This window comes from Ralstonia sp. 110700041-2 (genome assembly GCF_056280165.1).
The window spans coordinates 37,725-52,535 of record NZ_JBSFAI010000001.1 but is presented as its reverse complement, the minus strand read 5'-3'; the positions used below and the strand labels follow the sequence as shown (position 1 = coordinate 52,535).

Genomic DNA, 14,811 nt, shown 5'->3' with positions numbered 1-14,811 from the left:
CATCCGCGCGATCTGCCAGACGTTGTGTGCAGATGCAGCATTTTTCCGATAGTATTCCGGGCCCATGTTTGTGACGAATCTTTCCTCCGCCTTGCCGACGTTGTCTCGCGCGACCGCGCGGGGCGCGCTGTCGCGCGCGCGGGGCGTACGGTGGATCGTCACGATCTGGTGCTTGTTGTTCACCGTTTCGGTGTTCTCGGCCACGCATTTCCCCGATGGCCAAGCCGCCGATGACGCGCTGGAAGCAATCGAAGCCGTGGTCGACGACATGCCCGGCGATGCTCCGCCCGTTGCCAAGCCTAGCAAGGGTTTCGAGCGCGCCATCAAGGTCGCGCTCGGCAAGGCGGTCAAGCAGCCCGGCCAGTGCTTCAGCGTTGAACATTGGGTTGCGCACGCATCCGATGCACCCGATGCGCCTACGACCAGCGCCGCCGCCCCCGACCACCCCAGCGACGCGCCGGAACTCTGGCTCCCGCCGCCTCCTATGGTGTTGACGCCCGGCTTGCGTGTCGCGCGCGTCCGTGTCTGTCTTCCCCCGTTCCAGGCTGGCCCCACGCCGGCCCCCATGCTGCGTCCTCCCGCACGCGCCTGATCTCCGGCTTTCGCCGGAAACCATCCCCTTGAGTTGCTAGTGCTGCGCCAACCGGACCGTTGACCGGCTGGGCGTTCGCGCTTGCCTGTTCTTCTTTTTCAGGATGATTTCGGATGTTGTCCAATCAGGATGCGGCCACCCCGCGCCCCGCAGCGGGTGCGCGCGTGTCGCGACGTGCTGTTCTTTCCGCAGTGCTGGCTGCAATTGCCGTCCACGCCAACGCCGCACCCTCGGCACCTTCGCAACGTGGCGCACAGACTTCCACCGCCCGGGCTCATGAGGCGCCCGCGCAGCCCCGCTACACCTTGCAGCAGCTACTTGAGCTGGCCCGCGCCAACCACCCGGCACTCGCCGCTTCACAGGCGCAGGTGCAGGCGGCGCAGGCGGGCATCGCCACCGCGCGCGCCTGGCCCAACCCCGAGGTAGAAGCCATGGCCGGCCGCCAGCGTGCTCGCATGTCGGGTGCGGCGGAAGGCCGCACCAATAGCGTGTCGATCACGCAAAAGCTCGATTTGCCGTGGCAGCGCGCCGCCCGTACGCAAGCCGCCGACGCCGCGTACGAAGCGTCGCAAGCCACCGCCCGATCGCAGGCACGCGACGTAGAGGCCGATCTCAAGCTGCGTTTTTACGACGTGGTGCGCCGCGAGGCCGAGCAGCGCAACGCGCGCGAAGACGTGACGCTCGTCGAGCAGATCCGCCGTGGCGTGGCCGTGCGGGTGGAAACCGGTGAAGCCCCGCGTTACGAACTCATTCGTGGCGACGCAGAGTTGCTCAATGCGCAGCGCAACGAGCAGGCCGCTGCACTGCGCGTGCAGCAGGCGCTGGCTGAGTTGCGCCGCGCCATTGGCGCCGATCTGCCGCAGACGTTCGATGTCGATGCCGGTGCGGAAACGCCCTCCGTGGCGCATCTGCCGCCTCTGGCAGATCTGGTCAGTACGGTCCTCGCCACGCATCCGGAGTTGGAAGCCGACCGCGCCGCCGTGCGCGAGGCCGAAGCCCGGCTGACGCACGAGCGCAGCCAGCGTTGGCCGTCGCTCGCGCTGCGAGGGTCGGTTGATCGCCAGCCCGATCTGCAAGACAGCCGCGTGGGCCTGGTGATGTCGATTCCGCTGTTCGACCGCCGTGATGGTCCCGTTGGTGAAGCCGTGGCCGCCCGCGAACGTGCCCGCGCCCTGTTGCGCGACCGCGAACTGCGCATGCGCCAAGCGGTGGAATCGGCCTATCGCCAATACGAGATTGCGGAGTCGCAAGTCAGCGCGCTGGAATCCGGCGTCATCAAGCAGGCCGAATCGGCGCTGCGCGTGGCCGAAGCCGCATACCGCCACGGCGAGCGCGGGATTCTCGATTACCTCGATGCCCAGCGCGTTTTTCGCCAAGCACGTAACGACCTGATTGCCGCACGCGCGGACCTGCGCACGGCTGCCGTCGAACTCGACCGCCTGCGCCCGGAGGCCCAATGACACGCCCGAGTCGCCGTGTTGCCTCACGAACTTACGAATCCAGCCAGACCATGACCGCACCTTCTTCTTTCTCTTCTTCGATCCGGCTGGCCGGTGTTGCCCTGGCGGCGATGCTGTTGCTGGGCGCCTGCGGCAAAGACGCCGCCAACGACACCAAGGCCGCACAGCAGGCCGTCGCCCCCAACCTGGTGGTTGCACAGCCCACGCTGTTGCAGCGCCTGAAAGTGGCGCCCGTGGGCAAGCAACCGATTGCCGAGCACTTGCGCGTGCCCGGGCAGATTGCGTTTGACGAACAGCGCGTTGCGCGTATCGGTGCCACTGTCACGGGCCGTGTGACGGAGCTGCTCGCCACGCCGGGGCAGAGCGTGAAGGCAGGCGACATCCTGGCGCGACTGCACAGCACGGAGCTTGGCGCCGCGCAGCTCGCCTACCAGAAGGCCGCCGCGCAGCGTGACTTGCAGGCCCGCGCGCTGGAACGCGCGAAGCTGCTCCTGGCTGCCGACGTGATCGGCTCAGCCGAGTTGCAGAAGCGGCAGAGCGAACTGGCGATGGCCGATGCCGAAGTGCGCGCGGCCGTCGACCAACTGCGCGTGATGGGCGTGTCGCCCGGCACGCTGGCGAAGAAGCGCACGGATGGCATGTCGTCGATCTCGCCCGTGGTGGCAAGCATCAGCGGCACGGTGGTGGAGCGCAAGGTGACGCGCGGTCAGGTCGTGCAGCCGGCCGACGAGCTATTTACCGTGGCCGATCTGTCGCGCGTGTGGGTGGTGGGCGAAGTGCCAGAGAACGCCGCCGCCGGCGTGCGCGCCGGCCAGGCCGTGGAGATCGATACCGGCGCGGGCGACCGCATTGTCGGCAAGCTGATCTGGGTGTCGGACATTGTCGACCCGCAGACGCGTACGGTCACGGTGCGCACCGAAGTGGACAACGTGGAGCGCACGCTCAAACCGTCGATGCTGGCCACGCTGATCATCCAGTCGCGCCCGGAAGAACGCGTGGTGGTGCCGACGTCCGCCGTGGTCCGTGAAGACAACCGCGACTACGTGTTCGTGCGTGCCAGCGACACGAACTACCAGCTCACGCCGGTCAAGCTCGGCGACGAATCGAACGGGGTGCGCCCGGTCGTCTCCGGCGTGCAGGCCGGGCAGCCGATCGTCGTTGAAGGCGGCTTCCATCTGAACAACGAGCGCAAGCGCGCCGAGATGGAGGGCGCATGATCGACGCATTGATTCGCGGCGCGCTCAAGCAACGGCTCGTAGTGGCGGTGATCGCCGCCGTGCTGCTGTTCTTCGGGTTTGACGCCGCACGCAAGCTGTCGCTTGACGCGTTTCCGGACGTGACCAATGTGCAGGTGCAGATCGCTACGGAAGCGCCGGGGCGCTCGCCGGAAGAGGTCGAGCGCTTTGTGACTGTGCCGGTCGAAATGGCGATGACGGGTCTGCCGGCGCTGACAGAGATGCGCTCGCTCAACAAGCCGGGCCTGTCGCTCATCACACTCGTCTTCACCGATGAGACCGATGTGTACTTTGCGCGCCAGCTTGTGATGGAGCGGTTGATCGAGGTGCAGTCGCGCATGCCCGCAGGCGTGACGCCAGTGCTTGGTCCCGTATCCACGGGCCTGGGGGAGGTGTATCAGTACACGCTCGACAAACCGGATGACGGCGACAAGGAACTCTCGGTCGAGGAACTCACCCAGCGCCGCATTGCGCAGGACTGGGTGGTGCGGCCGCTGCTGCGCTCCATTCCGGGCGTGGCCGAGATCAACTCGCAGGGCGGTTACGAGAAGCAGTACCAGGTGCTCGTCAACCCGGAGCGCCTGCGCCACCACAACGTGACCGTCAAGCAGGTGTTCGAGGCGCTGGCCGCCAACAACGCCAACTCGGGCGGCGGGGTGCTGCCGCACTTTGCGGAGCAGTACCTGATCCGCGGCGTGGGTTTGGTGCGCGACACCAACGACATTGGCGCCATCGTGCTCAAGGAGGTCAACGGCACACCACTCACGATTCGCGACGTGGCCGATGTGAAGATCGGCACGGCGGTGCGTGCGGGGGCGGTGGTCAAGAACGGTGTGACGGAATCCGTCGGCGGTGTCGTGATGATGATGCGCGGCGGCAACGCGAAGGAAGTGGTCGCCCGCATCCAGGATCGCGTGAAGGCCATCAACAACGACGGCATGCTGCCCGACGGCCTGAAGATCGTGCCGTACTACGAGCGCTCGGAGCTGGTGGATTCGGCCCTGAAGACCGTCATCAAGGTGCTGGCCGAAGGTGTGGTGCTGGTGGTGATCGTGCTGCTGCTGTTCCTGGGCGACATCCGTTCATCGCTCATCGTGGTCGGCACGCTGATCCTCACGCCGTTGCTCACGTTCATGGCGATGAACAAGCTCGGCATTTCGGCCAATTTGATGTCACTCGGCGGGTTGGCGATCGCCATCGGCTTGATGGTCGACGGCTCCGTGGTGGTGGTGGAAAACGCGTTCGCGCACCTCGCCAAGCCGCGCGACCCGAACGAGAGTCGCGCGCGCGTCATCCTCCATGCCGTGACGGAGGTGGCGACGCCCGTGATCTTTGGCGTGGGCATCATCATCCTGGTGTTCCTGCCGCTGATGACGCTGGAGGGCATGGAAGGCAAGATGTTCGCGCCGCTGGCGTTCACGATTGCCATTGCGCTGTTCTTCTCGCTGGTGCTGTCGCTCACGCTGACGCCGGTGTTGTCGTCGTATCTGCTCAAGCCCAAGGTGCACAAGCACGTGGAAGGCCAACACAGCGACGACCCCCACGCCGAGCACGACGCCCATGACACGTGGCTGATCCGCAAGATGAAGAAGCCGTATCTGCGCTTGCTGGAACTGAGTCTGAACAACGGCCGCAAGACCGTGATCGTGGCGGTGGCGGTGTTTCTGGCCACCGGTGCCCTGATGCCGTTCCTGGGCACCGCGTTCATTCCGGAGATGAGGGAAGGCTCGGTGGTGCCCGGCATCAACCGCGCGCCGAACATCTCGCTGGAAGAGTCGATCCGCATGGAGATGGAAGCCATGCGCCTGGTGATGCAAGTGCCGGGCGTGAAGTCGGCCGTCTCGGGCGTGGGCCGCGGCGAGTCTCCGGCCGACCCGCAGGGCCAGAACGAATCGACGCCGATCGTCTCACTCAAGCCGCGCAATGAATGGCCCAAGGGCTGGAACCAGGACGACATTGCCGAGGCGATGCGCAAGGCGCTGCAGGTGCTACCCGGCGTGCAGATCGTCATGGCACAGCCGATTTCCGATCGCGTGGACGAGATGGTGACCGGCGTGCGTTCCGATGTGGCCATCAAGGTGTTTGGCGATGACCTGAACACGCTGCGCGAGAAGGCCGAGGCGATCGCCAAGGTCGCGCAGGGCATCCAGGGTGCGCAGGGCATGCGCGTGGAGCGGATCACCGGCCAGCAGTATCTGCAGATCGCGATCGACCGCCAGGCCATTGCGCGTCACGGCCTGAACGCCGCCGACGTGCACAACGTGATCGAGACCGCCATCGGCGGCAAGGAAGCCACGGAAATCTTCGAAGGCGAGCGCCGCTTCAGCGCGGTGGTGCGTCTGCCGGACGCGTATCGCGGCAGCGTAGAGGCCATCCGCAACCTGATCGTGGCCGCCCCCAATGGCGCACAGGTGCCGCTGGAGAGCATCGCCCGCATCGATGTGACCGACGGCCCCGCGCAGATCAGCCGTGAGCTGGGCAAGCGCCGCGTGGTGGTGGGCGTGAATGTGCGCGACCGCGACTTGGGCGGCTTCGTGGCCGAGCTGCAGGCGGCTGTCGCGCAGAAGGTCAAGCTGCCCGAGGGCTATTACCTGGAGTGGGGCGGTCAGTTCCAGAACATGGAACGCGCCATGGGCCACCTGAAGGTGATCGTGCCGATCACGGTGGCGGCCATCTTCTTCCTGCTCTTCCTGCTGTTCAACTCCGTGCGCTATGCCACGCTGATCATTCTGGTGCTGCCGTTCGCCTCGGTGGGCGGGATCATCGGCCTGTTCGTCACGGGTGAATACCTCTCCGTGCCGGCATCGGTCGGCTTTGTGGCGCTATGGGGCATCGCCGTGCTCAACGGCGTGGTGCTGGTCAGCACGATCCGCAGTCTGCGCGAGCAGGGCATGTCGGTGGAGGAATCCGTGCGGCTGGGTTCGCGCATGCGCTTCCGCCCCGTGATGATGACGGCCACCGTGGCCATGCTGGGCCTGATCCCGTTCCTGTTTGCCACGGGGCCGGGTTCGGAAGTGCAACGGCCGCTGGCCATCGTGGTGATCGGCGGTCTGCTGACCTGCACGCTGCTGACGCTGGTGATGCTGCCCACGCTGTACAAATGGTTTGATGAGGAGTCGAAGGCATGAAGGAAATCCGCATCGTAGTGCGCCCGCAACTGCTGGAACGCATGCATGAAGCGCTGCGCAGTTGCCCAGGTTTTCCGGGCATGACGGTGGGTGAGGTGAATGCCTATCCGCCAGCGGCTTCACAGGCCGGCGCGCATTCCATCAAGGAAGACCTGACGGAGTTTGTGCCGCGCGTGCGCATCGAGATCATCGTTTCCGATGCGCTGGCCAGCGTGCTGTTCGAAAGCGCCGTCAAGGTGCTGGAGCACGGCCAGACCGGCGAAAGCGCTATTTGGATGACCGACGTAGTTCAGGCCACCTTCCTGCATCGCACCGGGTGAGGACCGTGTGATGCGCGCATGAAAAACGGCGGACTGTGTCCGCCGAACATCAGGAGCCACCCTTGCAGCGGGCCGCATCGTAAGACGCGGCCCGCTTGCTTTGGTGCTTACCGCTTGATGTCGGTCAGATGCTTCATGAGACCTTCATAGCGGAACTTGTGGATCGGCCGATCCATCGACTGCATTTCCTGCAACTGCACCGCTTGCGGACGCAGCGAGCCCGTCGGCGTCACAGCCTGGGCACGCAGCGTTGCCACCGCCGGCTGCATGTTCTGGATGCCGACGATCTGGTCATACAGCGCCTTGTCGATGATCTGCGCGTTGTACAACTGCGTCGCATCGCCGGCGATGTTGGTCGTTGTCGCCTTGTTGCTGATGGCACCGGCCTGCGCCAGCAGCGCGCTCCACAGCGTCGGGCTGTAGTTGGTCACGTAGTAGTCCAGGCCCGTCGGGTTCGCCAGCACGGCCGAGCACGTCGGCAGGGTGACCTGCGCGGTCTGCTGGTCCAGCACGACCGTTTGCGTTTGCGCCAGCCCATCGCCATAGGCGATGGTGAGCGGAATATTCCACTGATAGCCGGAATAGACGTTCTTGTTCGGGAACGCCTTCTGCGTGATCGTCAGCACGTTCTGGTTGGTGGCCGGGTTGCACTGTGCATCGATGGTGACAAGCGGCACGCCGGTCTGGCGCACAAAGCTGTCGCCCACCTTGCCGACGGGCTTGCCGCTGGCGGCTTCCAGCTCCGCCCACAGGCGCGGCGGCGTGCCGTTACCGAACTTGTACTTGTTCAGGTAGCTCTGCAGGCCACGGCGCATGGCGTCCTTGCCGACGTAATTCTCGATCGTCTGCAGGACATGGCCGCCCTTGTTGTAGGCAAAGCGGTCGAGGAAGTCCATCGAGCCGGCATCGCTCAGGTTGTGCTGTACCGGTACGGCGGTGGGCTGCAGGTCCAACGTGTAGACGCGCTGCTTGACGGCTGCATAGTCGGCCCACGTGTTGCCCTGGAACTCGGGGTGCAGCGCGATCTTGGTGACGTTCTCGAACCAGTTGGCGAAGGACTCGTTCAGCCAGATATCGTCCCACCAGTCCAGCGTGACGAGGTCGCCAAACCATTGGTGCGCCAGTTCATGCGACACCACGACGAACGAGCGCGCCTTGCCCATCGAGTGGACCGTTGTCGGTGCGCCATCGGGCGGCACCAGCACTTGGTCGGCAAACTCGAAGATGGCGCCCCAGTTCTCCATGCCGCCAAAGCCGGCATTCTTGTTGTTGTAGCTGTCGTTGGCGACGATGGTGTCCATCTTGTCGAACGGCAGCGGGATCTGGAAGTAGTTGTAGTAGTGGTTCAGCGCTTCCTTGGTGAACTGCATGCCGGAGACCGCCGAGTGCGCCTCGCCGGGCGGCACCCACCAGCGCAGGCGCATGCTGCTGCCGTCGAGCGGGTTGGTGAACTGGTCTTCCAGGATGTCGAACTTGCCGCCGCCGAAGAACAGCAGGTACGCCGGCATCGACGGTGTCTTGGCAAACGACACCTGCTGATAGCCATCCGGCAGCTTGGTGGCGCCCGTCTGCCTGCCGTTGGCCACGGCCTTCCAGTCGCCCGGAATTTCCGCCGTCACCTCGAAGGTGTTGCGGAAGGCCGGTTCATCCCAGCTCGGGAACCACTCGCGCGCGAAGTTCGATTCGCCTTGCGTGACGATGGCGTCCGAACTCTCACCCGTTGCCGCCTGCAGGCCCAGCTTGAAGATGCCCTCGGCCTTGGTGAAGTTGATCGTGCCCGTCCACTCCATGTGGAGCACATAGTTGCCGGGCTTGATGTCTCCGATGGGGTCGCGCAGGTCGTAGAAGGCGCCTTGCGATTGTGGAATCGGCACCAGCACGCGCGATGCACCGCCGCCCGAGGTGGGCGTGAGTGTCAGGCGCGAGGCGTCGAGCTTCAGGTCGCGCACGGCCAGCGTCACGGCGCCGGTCTGCTTGGTGACCTTGATCTCCACGTCGGCGCGGCCAGAGAAGCTGTTCAGGTCTGCGCTCGGGCGGAACCACAGCTTGTAGTTGACCGGCCTGATGTAGTCCGGCAGTTCCACCGGCGGCACCGTTGCGTCGACTGCCGGCGCTGGTGCATTCGTGTTGCCGGTATTGGTATTGCCCTGCTGCTGCGAGCCGTTTGCGTCCAGCTTGCCGCCGGCCGGCGTGAGCGCGTCATCTCCGCCGCCGCCGCACGCGGCCAGAATCAGCGCGGCCGCAGCCTGTGCCACGAGTGCCAGCTTGAACGAGCGACGTGTCCGGGCGTTGGAGGCCCGTCCGGTGTGTGTCGTGGCCGTACGACGGTGGGTTGTCGAATCCCGCATTGCATTTCTCCTGGGGTGGAAACGAATCGGCGGCCCAGGGCTCAAAAGAAAATCGGGGGGCAGGCCGCAGAATCGGGACAAGGAATTACCCGCTTCTTGCGCGGTGCAAATCACTGCCCGCGCACGGGATGCACGGATTCTGGAGGAAACGGCCTGCGAATCGAGACGAAGTTTTTTAAATCACGCGCGAGAGAATCTGCAGCGGAATTTGCAGTTTTTGGTATGCGCATCCGCAAAGCTGCGGGCGCCTTCCCGAGCGATGGGCGACTTCTGCAAGGCACGTTGAAAAAATGAAATGCATACCCCGCTTCATGAAAATATCTTAAAAATCGAAGCGGCTATTTTTACAACGTCAGATAAAGAAAAACTAAATGCGGCGCAGCGTCGGAAAATCTGGCCGGGGAACTTTCCCGGTATTCAACGAGGTGTTGCGCTGCAGCAGCTGACCGCGCATCGCCTGCATGGGGGTAATCCTTCCGGATGAGACGGACGCTGTGCGCGGTTTTTCACAAAACCGGTACGCTCGCAAGGTTTGCGAAGTGTTTTCTGTTTTCCGTAGAGCGATTCATGCAATCCGCGTCCGATAGCGTCAACAGCCCGGCGGCTGTGGGTGTCAACCTGATCGACTTCTTCGATGTCACCCCCACGTCATTGTGGCTGGAGGACTACAGCGATCTGCACCGCCTCTTTGCCCAGTGGCGCGCCGCCGGCGTAACCGACCTGCAGCGCTTTCTGGAAGAGGACGTATCTCGCGTGGCGGCGTGTTCGGCCTGTATCAAGGTGCTGCGCGTGAACCGGCGCACGTTGTCCATGTACGCCGCCCCGGATACGGAAACCCTCACCGCGCGCCTGGCTGACGTGCTGCGCGACGACATGCTTGAAGCGCACGTGGGCGAACTCGTCCAGCTCTGGTCTGGCGAGCCGTGGTTCGAAAGCCGCAGCGTCAACTACACGCTTGACGGCCGCCGCCTCGACATCCTGCTCAAGGGCGTTGTCCTGCCTGACCACGATCAGCCGTGGGACCGCGTGCTGGTGGCCGTGGACGACATCACCGAACTCGAAGACGCCCGCCGCCGAGCCGCCGCCAGCCAGCTTTACGCGCGCGGCGTGTTCGAGCATGCACCGGTGTCGCTGTGGGTGGAGAACTTCAGCACCATCAAGATGCTGCTGGACGAAGTGCGCATGCAGGGCATCACCGATTTCCGCACGTTTACCGATGTGCATCCGGAGTTTGTCGAGCGCTGCATGCAGGAGATCCAGGTGCTCGACGTGAACGGCTTCACGCTGGAGATGTTCAAGGCGCGCAACCGCAACGACTTGCTTGGCCGCTTGCCGGAAATCTTTCGCGACGACATGCGCCCGCACTTTCGCGAGCAGTTGATCGACCTGTGGGATGGCAAGCTCTTCCAGCAGCGCGAGGTCGTCAATTACGGGCTGGATGGCAACACGCTGAACATCCACCTGCAGTTTTCGGTGTTCCCCGGCCGCGAGCAGGATTGGGACATGGTGCTGCTGGCGCTGACCGACATCACCGCGCGCAAGAAAGCCGAGTCGTACCTGGAATATCTGGGCAAGCACGACGTGCTCACCAAGCTGAAGAACCGCTCGTTCTACGTAGACGAGATCAACCGGCTGGAGCGCAAGGGCCCGTTCCCGGTCACGGTCATCATGATCGACCTGAACGACTTGAAGCGCGTGAATGACCAGCTCGGCCACGCCGCAGGCGACGCGCTGCTGCGTCGCGCCGGCGAGGTGCTCAGCAAGGCCATCGACAAACCTGCACACGCTGCGCGCATTGGCGGCGACGAGTTTGCCGTGTTGCTGCCCGGCGCCGACGCACACGCCGGTGCGGCCTTGGTGGAAAGCCTGCGCAAGTTGGTCGAACTCAACAACCAGTTCTATCCGGGCGCGGAGCTTGGGTTTTCCATGGGCTACGCCACCTGCCACGAAGGCGGGCGTCTGGAAGAAACGCTGCGCGAGGCCGATGTTGCGATGTACGAAGACAAGCGGGTGCAGCACGAAGGCAGGCGTCTGGCATAACGGCGGAGATCTGTGCGTCGGGTGCGCTACTGCTTCTTCTCTCTTCAGGAGCCGGCCGGTGCAAAGAACCGCTCGTGCAGCTCTTCCAGGCCCAGCGTGCTGATCACCTCGTTCAGCCGCTCGGTCGGGCGGCGACGCGGCAGATCTTTGTATTGCGCGATGATCAGTTCGTTTTTCATCGAGTGTTCCCACCCGACGAGTTCCGTCACGCTGACCTGATAGCCGTGCGCTTCAAGCTGCAGGCAGCGCAGCACGTTGGTGACCTGGCTGCCGAATTCGCGCGTGTGCAGCGGGTGGCGCCAGATTTCCGTGAGCGCATTGCCGAGCGACTTGCCCTTGTTCTTGCGCAGCACGCCGGCCACCTCCGCCTGGCAGCACGGCACGAGCACGATGTATTGCGCATGCTTTTCGAGCGCAAAGCGGATCGCATCGTCCGTGGCGGTATTGCACGCATGCAGTGCGGTCACGATGTCGATCGTGGCCGGCAGCTGTTCAGACGTAATCGACTCCGCCACCGACAGGTTCAGGAACGACATCCCCTTGAAGCCCAGCCGCGCGGCAAGCTCGGTCGACTTGGCGACCAGTTCTTCGCGAGTCTCAATGCCGTAAATGTGCGAGGTGCCATCGCCCGGCTGCTCCTTGCAGAACAGGTCGTACAGGATGAAGCCGAGGTACGACTTGCCTGCGCCGTGGTCGACCAGCGTGACATGCCCCTTGGTTTGCTGCACGTCGGCCATCAGCGGTTCGATGAACTGGAACAGGTGATAGACCTGCTTGAGCTTGCGGCGGCTGTCCTGGTTCATCTTGCCGTCGCGCGTCAGGATGTGCAGTTCCTTGAGCAGCTCGATCGACTGGTTGGGGCGGATTTCGTGGGTCTTGTTGGACATCGTCAGGACAGCCTGGGCGACATGTCGCACGGAATGGGATCGGTGCGGCGGCGCGGAGAAAAACGGAAAGAGGGCGCCAGTTTACCGAAAAGCGGGGTGGGCGACGGCAAGCGCACCAAAGGGGGGATGCGCGCCCTCGTTTGCCCGCGCCCAGTCGGGATGTGACAATAGCGCCCCGCTTGTCTGCCCCGCGCGATTCGATCCGTTCCTCCCCGCATGTCCGAAACATCCAATGCCCCTCTCGTTGCCGTCATCGGCGCCGGCCCCGCCGGGCTCATGGCCGCTGAAGTCCTGTCGCGCAACGGCGTGCGTGTGGAGGTGTTCGACGCAATGCCGTCGGCCGGACGCAAATTCCTGCTGGCGGGTATTGGCGGGATGAACATCACGCATTCGGAGCCGATCGACGCGTTTCTCGGCCGCTATCGCACGCGGCGCGAGGCGCTGGCGCCGTTCATTGGCCGCTTCAGCCCCGATGCGCTGCGCGCGTGGATTCATGGGCTGGGCATCGACACGTTTGTCGGCAGTTCGGGGCGTGTCTTTCCGACTGAGATGAAAGCCGCGCCCTTGCTGCGCGCATGGCTGCACCGGCTGCGCGAGGCGGGCGTGCAGCTGCACATGCGGCATCGCTGGGTGGGCTGGGCAGAACCGTCGGACCACGCGCAGGTGCTGCGCTTTGAAACCGCCGGCGTTGAACGGCTGGTGCAAGCCGATGCCGTGGTACTGGCCATGGGCGGCGGCAGCTGGCCCCGCCTGGGCTCCGACGGCGCCTGGGTGCCGTTGCTGGAGGCGCGCGGCGTGCAGGTGCAACCCTTGCAGCCCGCCAACTGCGGGTTCGACGCCGATTGGAGCGCGTATTTCCAGGAGCGTTTTGCTGGGCAGCCCGTCAAGTCGGTCGCCATCGGTTTGCGCTCGGGCGATGACGATGCGCTGCAATTTCGCCAGGGCGAGTTCGTCGTCACGCAGACCGGCATTGAAGGCAGCCTTGTCTATGCGTTGTCGGCGCCCATTCGCGATGCGCTGGCCGCAGAGGGCAGTGCGACGATCTGGCTTGATCTTGCGCCAGGCTGGAGTGCGCAACGTGTGACAGATGAACTGATGCGCCCGCGCGGCGCGCGTTCAATGTCGAGTCATCTGCAAAGCAAGCTGAATATCACGGGCGTAAAGCTCGGCTTGCTGCGCGAGTGCCTGAGCAAGGAAGCGTTTGCCGATCTGGCTCAATTGGCCAAAGCCATCAAGGCGCTGCCGTTGCGGCTCATACGCACGCGACCCATCGACGAGGCGATCAGCACCGCAGGCGGCGTTGCATTTGAAGCATTGGATGCAAAGCTGATGATTGAGCGTCTGCCGGGCGTGTTCTGCGCAGGCGAGATGCTCGACTGGGAAGCGCCGACGGGCGGCTATCTGCTGACGGCGTGTTTTGCGAGCGGCGCCGCTGCGGGGCAGGGCGCGCTCGACTACCTGGCGACGATGGCGCGCTGAGTCACTGGTTTACTGGCGGGCCTTCAGGCGCCACAGCGACGTCACCTCGGCAACCCGGGCCCGATAGAGCGGGTCGTTTTCATCGGACGCCTTCGGGTGCTTCGGCTTGATGTCTTCCCGGCCCACCACCTGCAGGCCGGCCGCGTCGATCATCGCCAGCAGGGCATCGCGCGTGCGCAGGCCAAGATGCTCGGCAAAGTCCGACAGGATCAGCCAGCCCTCGCCATTCGGCTCCAGATGGGCGGCGAGGCCGTCCAGGAAGCCGCGCAGCATGCGACTGTCCGGGTCGTAGACGGCGCGCTCGATGGGCGAGCTGGGCCGTGCCGGCAGCCACGGCGGGTTGCACACAATCAGCGGCGCTCGGCCTCCGGGAAACAAATCCGCATCGACAACCTCAACCTGGGTCTGCAGACCGAGGCGCTCCACATTCTCACGTGCGCAGGCCAGCGCGCGCGGGTCCTGATCGGTGCCGATGACGCGTTTCACGCCGCGTTTGGCGAGCACCGCTGCCAGCACGCCCGTGCCCGTGCCGATATCGAACGCCAGGGTTTTCGAAGGCAACGGTGCATTCGCCACCAGCTCGATGTATTCGCCGCGCACGGGCGAGAACACGCCGTAGTGCGGGTGAATGCGCTCACCACCGAGCGCGGGAATCTCGACACCCTTCTTGCGCCACTCATGCGCGCCGATCAAGCCAAGCAGCTCACGCAGCGAGACGACGGAAGCGGTATGGCTCGTGCCGTAAGCCTCCGTGCAGGCGTCGCGCATGTCGGGGGCGCGGCGCAGCGGGATCGTGTAATCCGCATCCAGCGGAATCAGCAGCATGCCGAGCGTGCGGGCGCGCTGCGATTGCGCCTGTCGATGCAGGTTGAACGCATCGATGGGCGAGGCGGGTTCCTTGCGCGCCTTGCCAGGTTTGCGATCCGTGCGGCGGGACATGGCCTGCAGCAGTTGGCGCGCGTTCTGGAAATCGCCTTGCCAGAGCAATGCCGTGCCTTCGCACGCGAGGCGGTAGGCGGCATCGGCTGTGGTGCGATCGTCCGCGATGGCCACGCGCTTGGGCGGCGGGTTGCCGGCTTCGGAGCGCCAGACAGCGGTATGGACGGCGTCGCTGCTGGCTTCAGGGCGGTCGTCGGTCCAGGTGAGGGTGGGGTGATCGGTCACGGCAAATGGGCGAGAAAGCGGGGAGGGTGCGGTAGTGGGCGACACGATACCGCTTTTTGGGTGCGAGCCGAAGGTTAAGCGGTGATTCCGTCTCCGCAGCCGTGCCGATCACGCCATGCGCGCACGTGTGCCCGGACAAAAGGCGCGGCACTTGGCTA

11 protein-coding genes are annotated in these 14,811 nt (G+C 64.6%); 8 read left to right on the top strand and 3 right to left on the bottom strand.

Annotated elements, in window-relative coordinates; translation table 11 throughout:
- Positions 1 to 64: 64 nt before the first annotated feature.
- From ACUXH0_RS00195 to ACUXH0_RS00175, 5 genes are all read left to right on the top strand, one after another.
- On the top strand, positions 65 to 592 hold the full coding sequence (locus ACUXH0_RS00195; RefSeq protein ID WP_024541776.1) for a hypothetical protein: 528 nt from the start codon (positions 65 to 67) through the stop codon (positions 590 to 592).
- A 113-nt stretch (positions 593 to 705) separates the two neighbouring features.
- On the top strand, positions 706 to 2,052 hold the full coding sequence (locus ACUXH0_RS00190; RefSeq protein ID WP_024541777.1) for a TolC family protein: 1,347 nt from the start codon (positions 706 to 708) through the stop codon (positions 2,050 to 2,052).
- Entirely contained in the window at positions 2,049 to 3,269 is a 1,221-nt protein-coding gene (locus tag ACUXH0_RS00185; protein WP_024541778.1) for an efflux RND transporter periplasmic adaptor subunit, read from the top strand. Before ACUXH0_RS00190 ends, ACUXH0_RS00185 begins: the two co-directional genes overlap by 4 nt.
- Positions 3,266 to 6,415: an efflux RND transporter permease subunit gene (locus tag ACUXH0_RS00180; protein WP_182593647.1), complete on the top strand. Its 3,150-nt coding sequence runs from the start codon at positions 3,266 to 3,268 to the stop codon at positions 6,413 to 6,415. The genes ACUXH0_RS00185 and ACUXH0_RS00180 overlap by 4 nt, the downstream gene beginning before the upstream one ends.
- Positions 6,412 to 6,735: a P-II family nitrogen regulator gene (locus tag ACUXH0_RS00175; RefSeq protein ID WP_024541780.1), complete on the top strand. Its 324-nt coding sequence runs from the start codon at positions 6,412 to 6,414 to the stop codon at positions 6,733 to 6,735. The genes ACUXH0_RS00180 and ACUXH0_RS00175 overlap by 4 nt, the downstream gene beginning before the upstream one ends.
- 107 nt (positions 6,736 to 6,842) lie before the next feature.
- Here the strand turns inward: ACUXH0_RS00175 and ACUXH0_RS00170 are convergent, their stop codons facing one another.
- The gene (locus ACUXH0_RS00170; RefSeq protein ID WP_024541781.1) at positions 6,843 to 9,083 is read right to left on the bottom strand and encodes a M1 family metallopeptidase; all 2,241 of its coding nucleotides are present in this window, start codon (positions 9,081 to 9,083) and stop codon (positions 6,843 to 6,845) included.
- 295 nt (positions 9,084 to 9,378) lie between these two features.
- On the opposite strand from ACUXH0_RS00170, the gene ACUXH0_RS00165 reads away from it, so the two are divergent.
- Positions 9,379 to 9,567 (top strand): hypothetical protein, encoded by a 189-nt coding sequence (locus tag ACUXH0_RS00165; protein WP_161779849.1) that lies wholly within the window; start codon positions 9,379 to 9,381, stop codon positions 9,565 to 9,567.
- Positions 9,568 to 9,650: 83 nt separating this feature from the next.
- Complete coding sequence (locus ACUXH0_RS00160; protein WP_024541782.1) at positions 9,651 to 11,123, top strand: sensor domain-containing diguanylate cyclase; 1,473 nt, start codon at positions 9,651 to 9,653, stop codon at positions 11,121 to 11,123.
- A 44-nt stretch (positions 11,124 to 11,167) separates the two neighbouring features.
- Here the strand turns inward: ACUXH0_RS00160 and ACUXH0_RS00155 are convergent, their stop codons facing one another.
- Complete coding sequence (locus ACUXH0_RS00155) at positions 11,168 to 12,010, bottom strand: class I SAM-dependent methyltransferase (RefSeq protein WP_024541783.1); 843 nt, start codon at positions 12,008 to 12,010, stop codon at positions 11,168 to 11,170.
- A gap of 216 nt (positions 12,011 to 12,226) precedes the next feature.
- Here ACUXH0_RS00155 and ACUXH0_RS00150 point away from each other — a divergent pair, with 216 nt between their 5' ends.
- Positions 12,227 to 13,489, top strand: a complete 1,263-nt coding sequence (locus tag ACUXH0_RS00150; protein WP_024541784.1) for a TIGR03862 family flavoprotein — start codon at positions 12,227 to 12,229, stop codon at positions 13,487 to 13,489.
- Between the two features lie 9 nt (positions 13,490 to 13,498).
- On the opposite strand, the gene ACUXH0_RS00145 is transcribed toward ACUXH0_RS00150, so the two are convergent.
- Positions 13,499 to 14,653, bottom strand: coding sequence for a methyltransferase (locus tag ACUXH0_RS00145; protein ID WP_024541785.1), 1,155 nt, complete (start codon positions 14,651 to 14,653; stop codon positions 13,499 to 13,501).
- Between the last annotated feature and the right edge of the window lie 158 nt (positions 14,654 to 14,811).

Bases quoted from the DNA above. Each gene is read 5' to 3' on its own strand.
- ACUXH0_RS00175 (WP_024541780.1), top strand. From the start codon at position 6,412: ATGAAGGAAATCCGCATCGTAGTGCGCCCGCAACTGCTGGAACGCATG.
- ACUXH0_RS00190 (WP_024541777.1), top strand. From the start codon at position 706: ATGTTGTCCAATCAGGATGCGGCCACCCCGCGCCCCGCAGCGGGTGCG.
- ACUXH0_RS00155 (WP_024541783.1), bottom strand. From the start codon at position 12,010: ATGTCCAACAAGACCCACGAAATCCGCCCCAACCAGTCGATCGAGCTG.
- ACUXH0_RS00170 (WP_024541781.1), bottom strand. From the start codon at position 9,083: ATGCGGGATTCGACAACCCACCGTCGTACGGCCACGACACACACCGGA.
- ACUXH0_RS00185 (WP_024541778.1), top strand. From the start codon at position 2,049: ATGACACGCCCGAGTCGCCGTGTTGCCTCACGAACTTACGAATCCAGC.
- ACUXH0_RS00180 (WP_182593647.1), top strand. From the start codon at position 3,266: ATGATCGACGCATTGATTCGCGGCGCGCTCAAGCAACGGCTCGTAGTG.
- ACUXH0_RS00165 (WP_161779849.1), top strand. From the start codon at position 9,379: ATGCATACCCCGCTTCATGAAAATATCTTAAAAATCGAAGCGGCTATT.
- ACUXH0_RS00150 (WP_024541784.1), top strand. From the start codon at position 12,227: ATGTCCGAAACATCCAATGCCCCTCTCGTTGCCGTCATCGGCGCCGGC.
- ACUXH0_RS00195 (WP_024541776.1), top strand. From the start codon at position 65: ATGTTTGTGACGAATCTTTCCTCCGCCTTGCCGACGTTGTCTCGCGCG.
- ACUXH0_RS00160 (WP_024541782.1), top strand. From the start codon at position 9,651: ATGCAATCCGCGTCCGATAGCGTCAACAGCCCGGCGGCTGTGGGTGTC.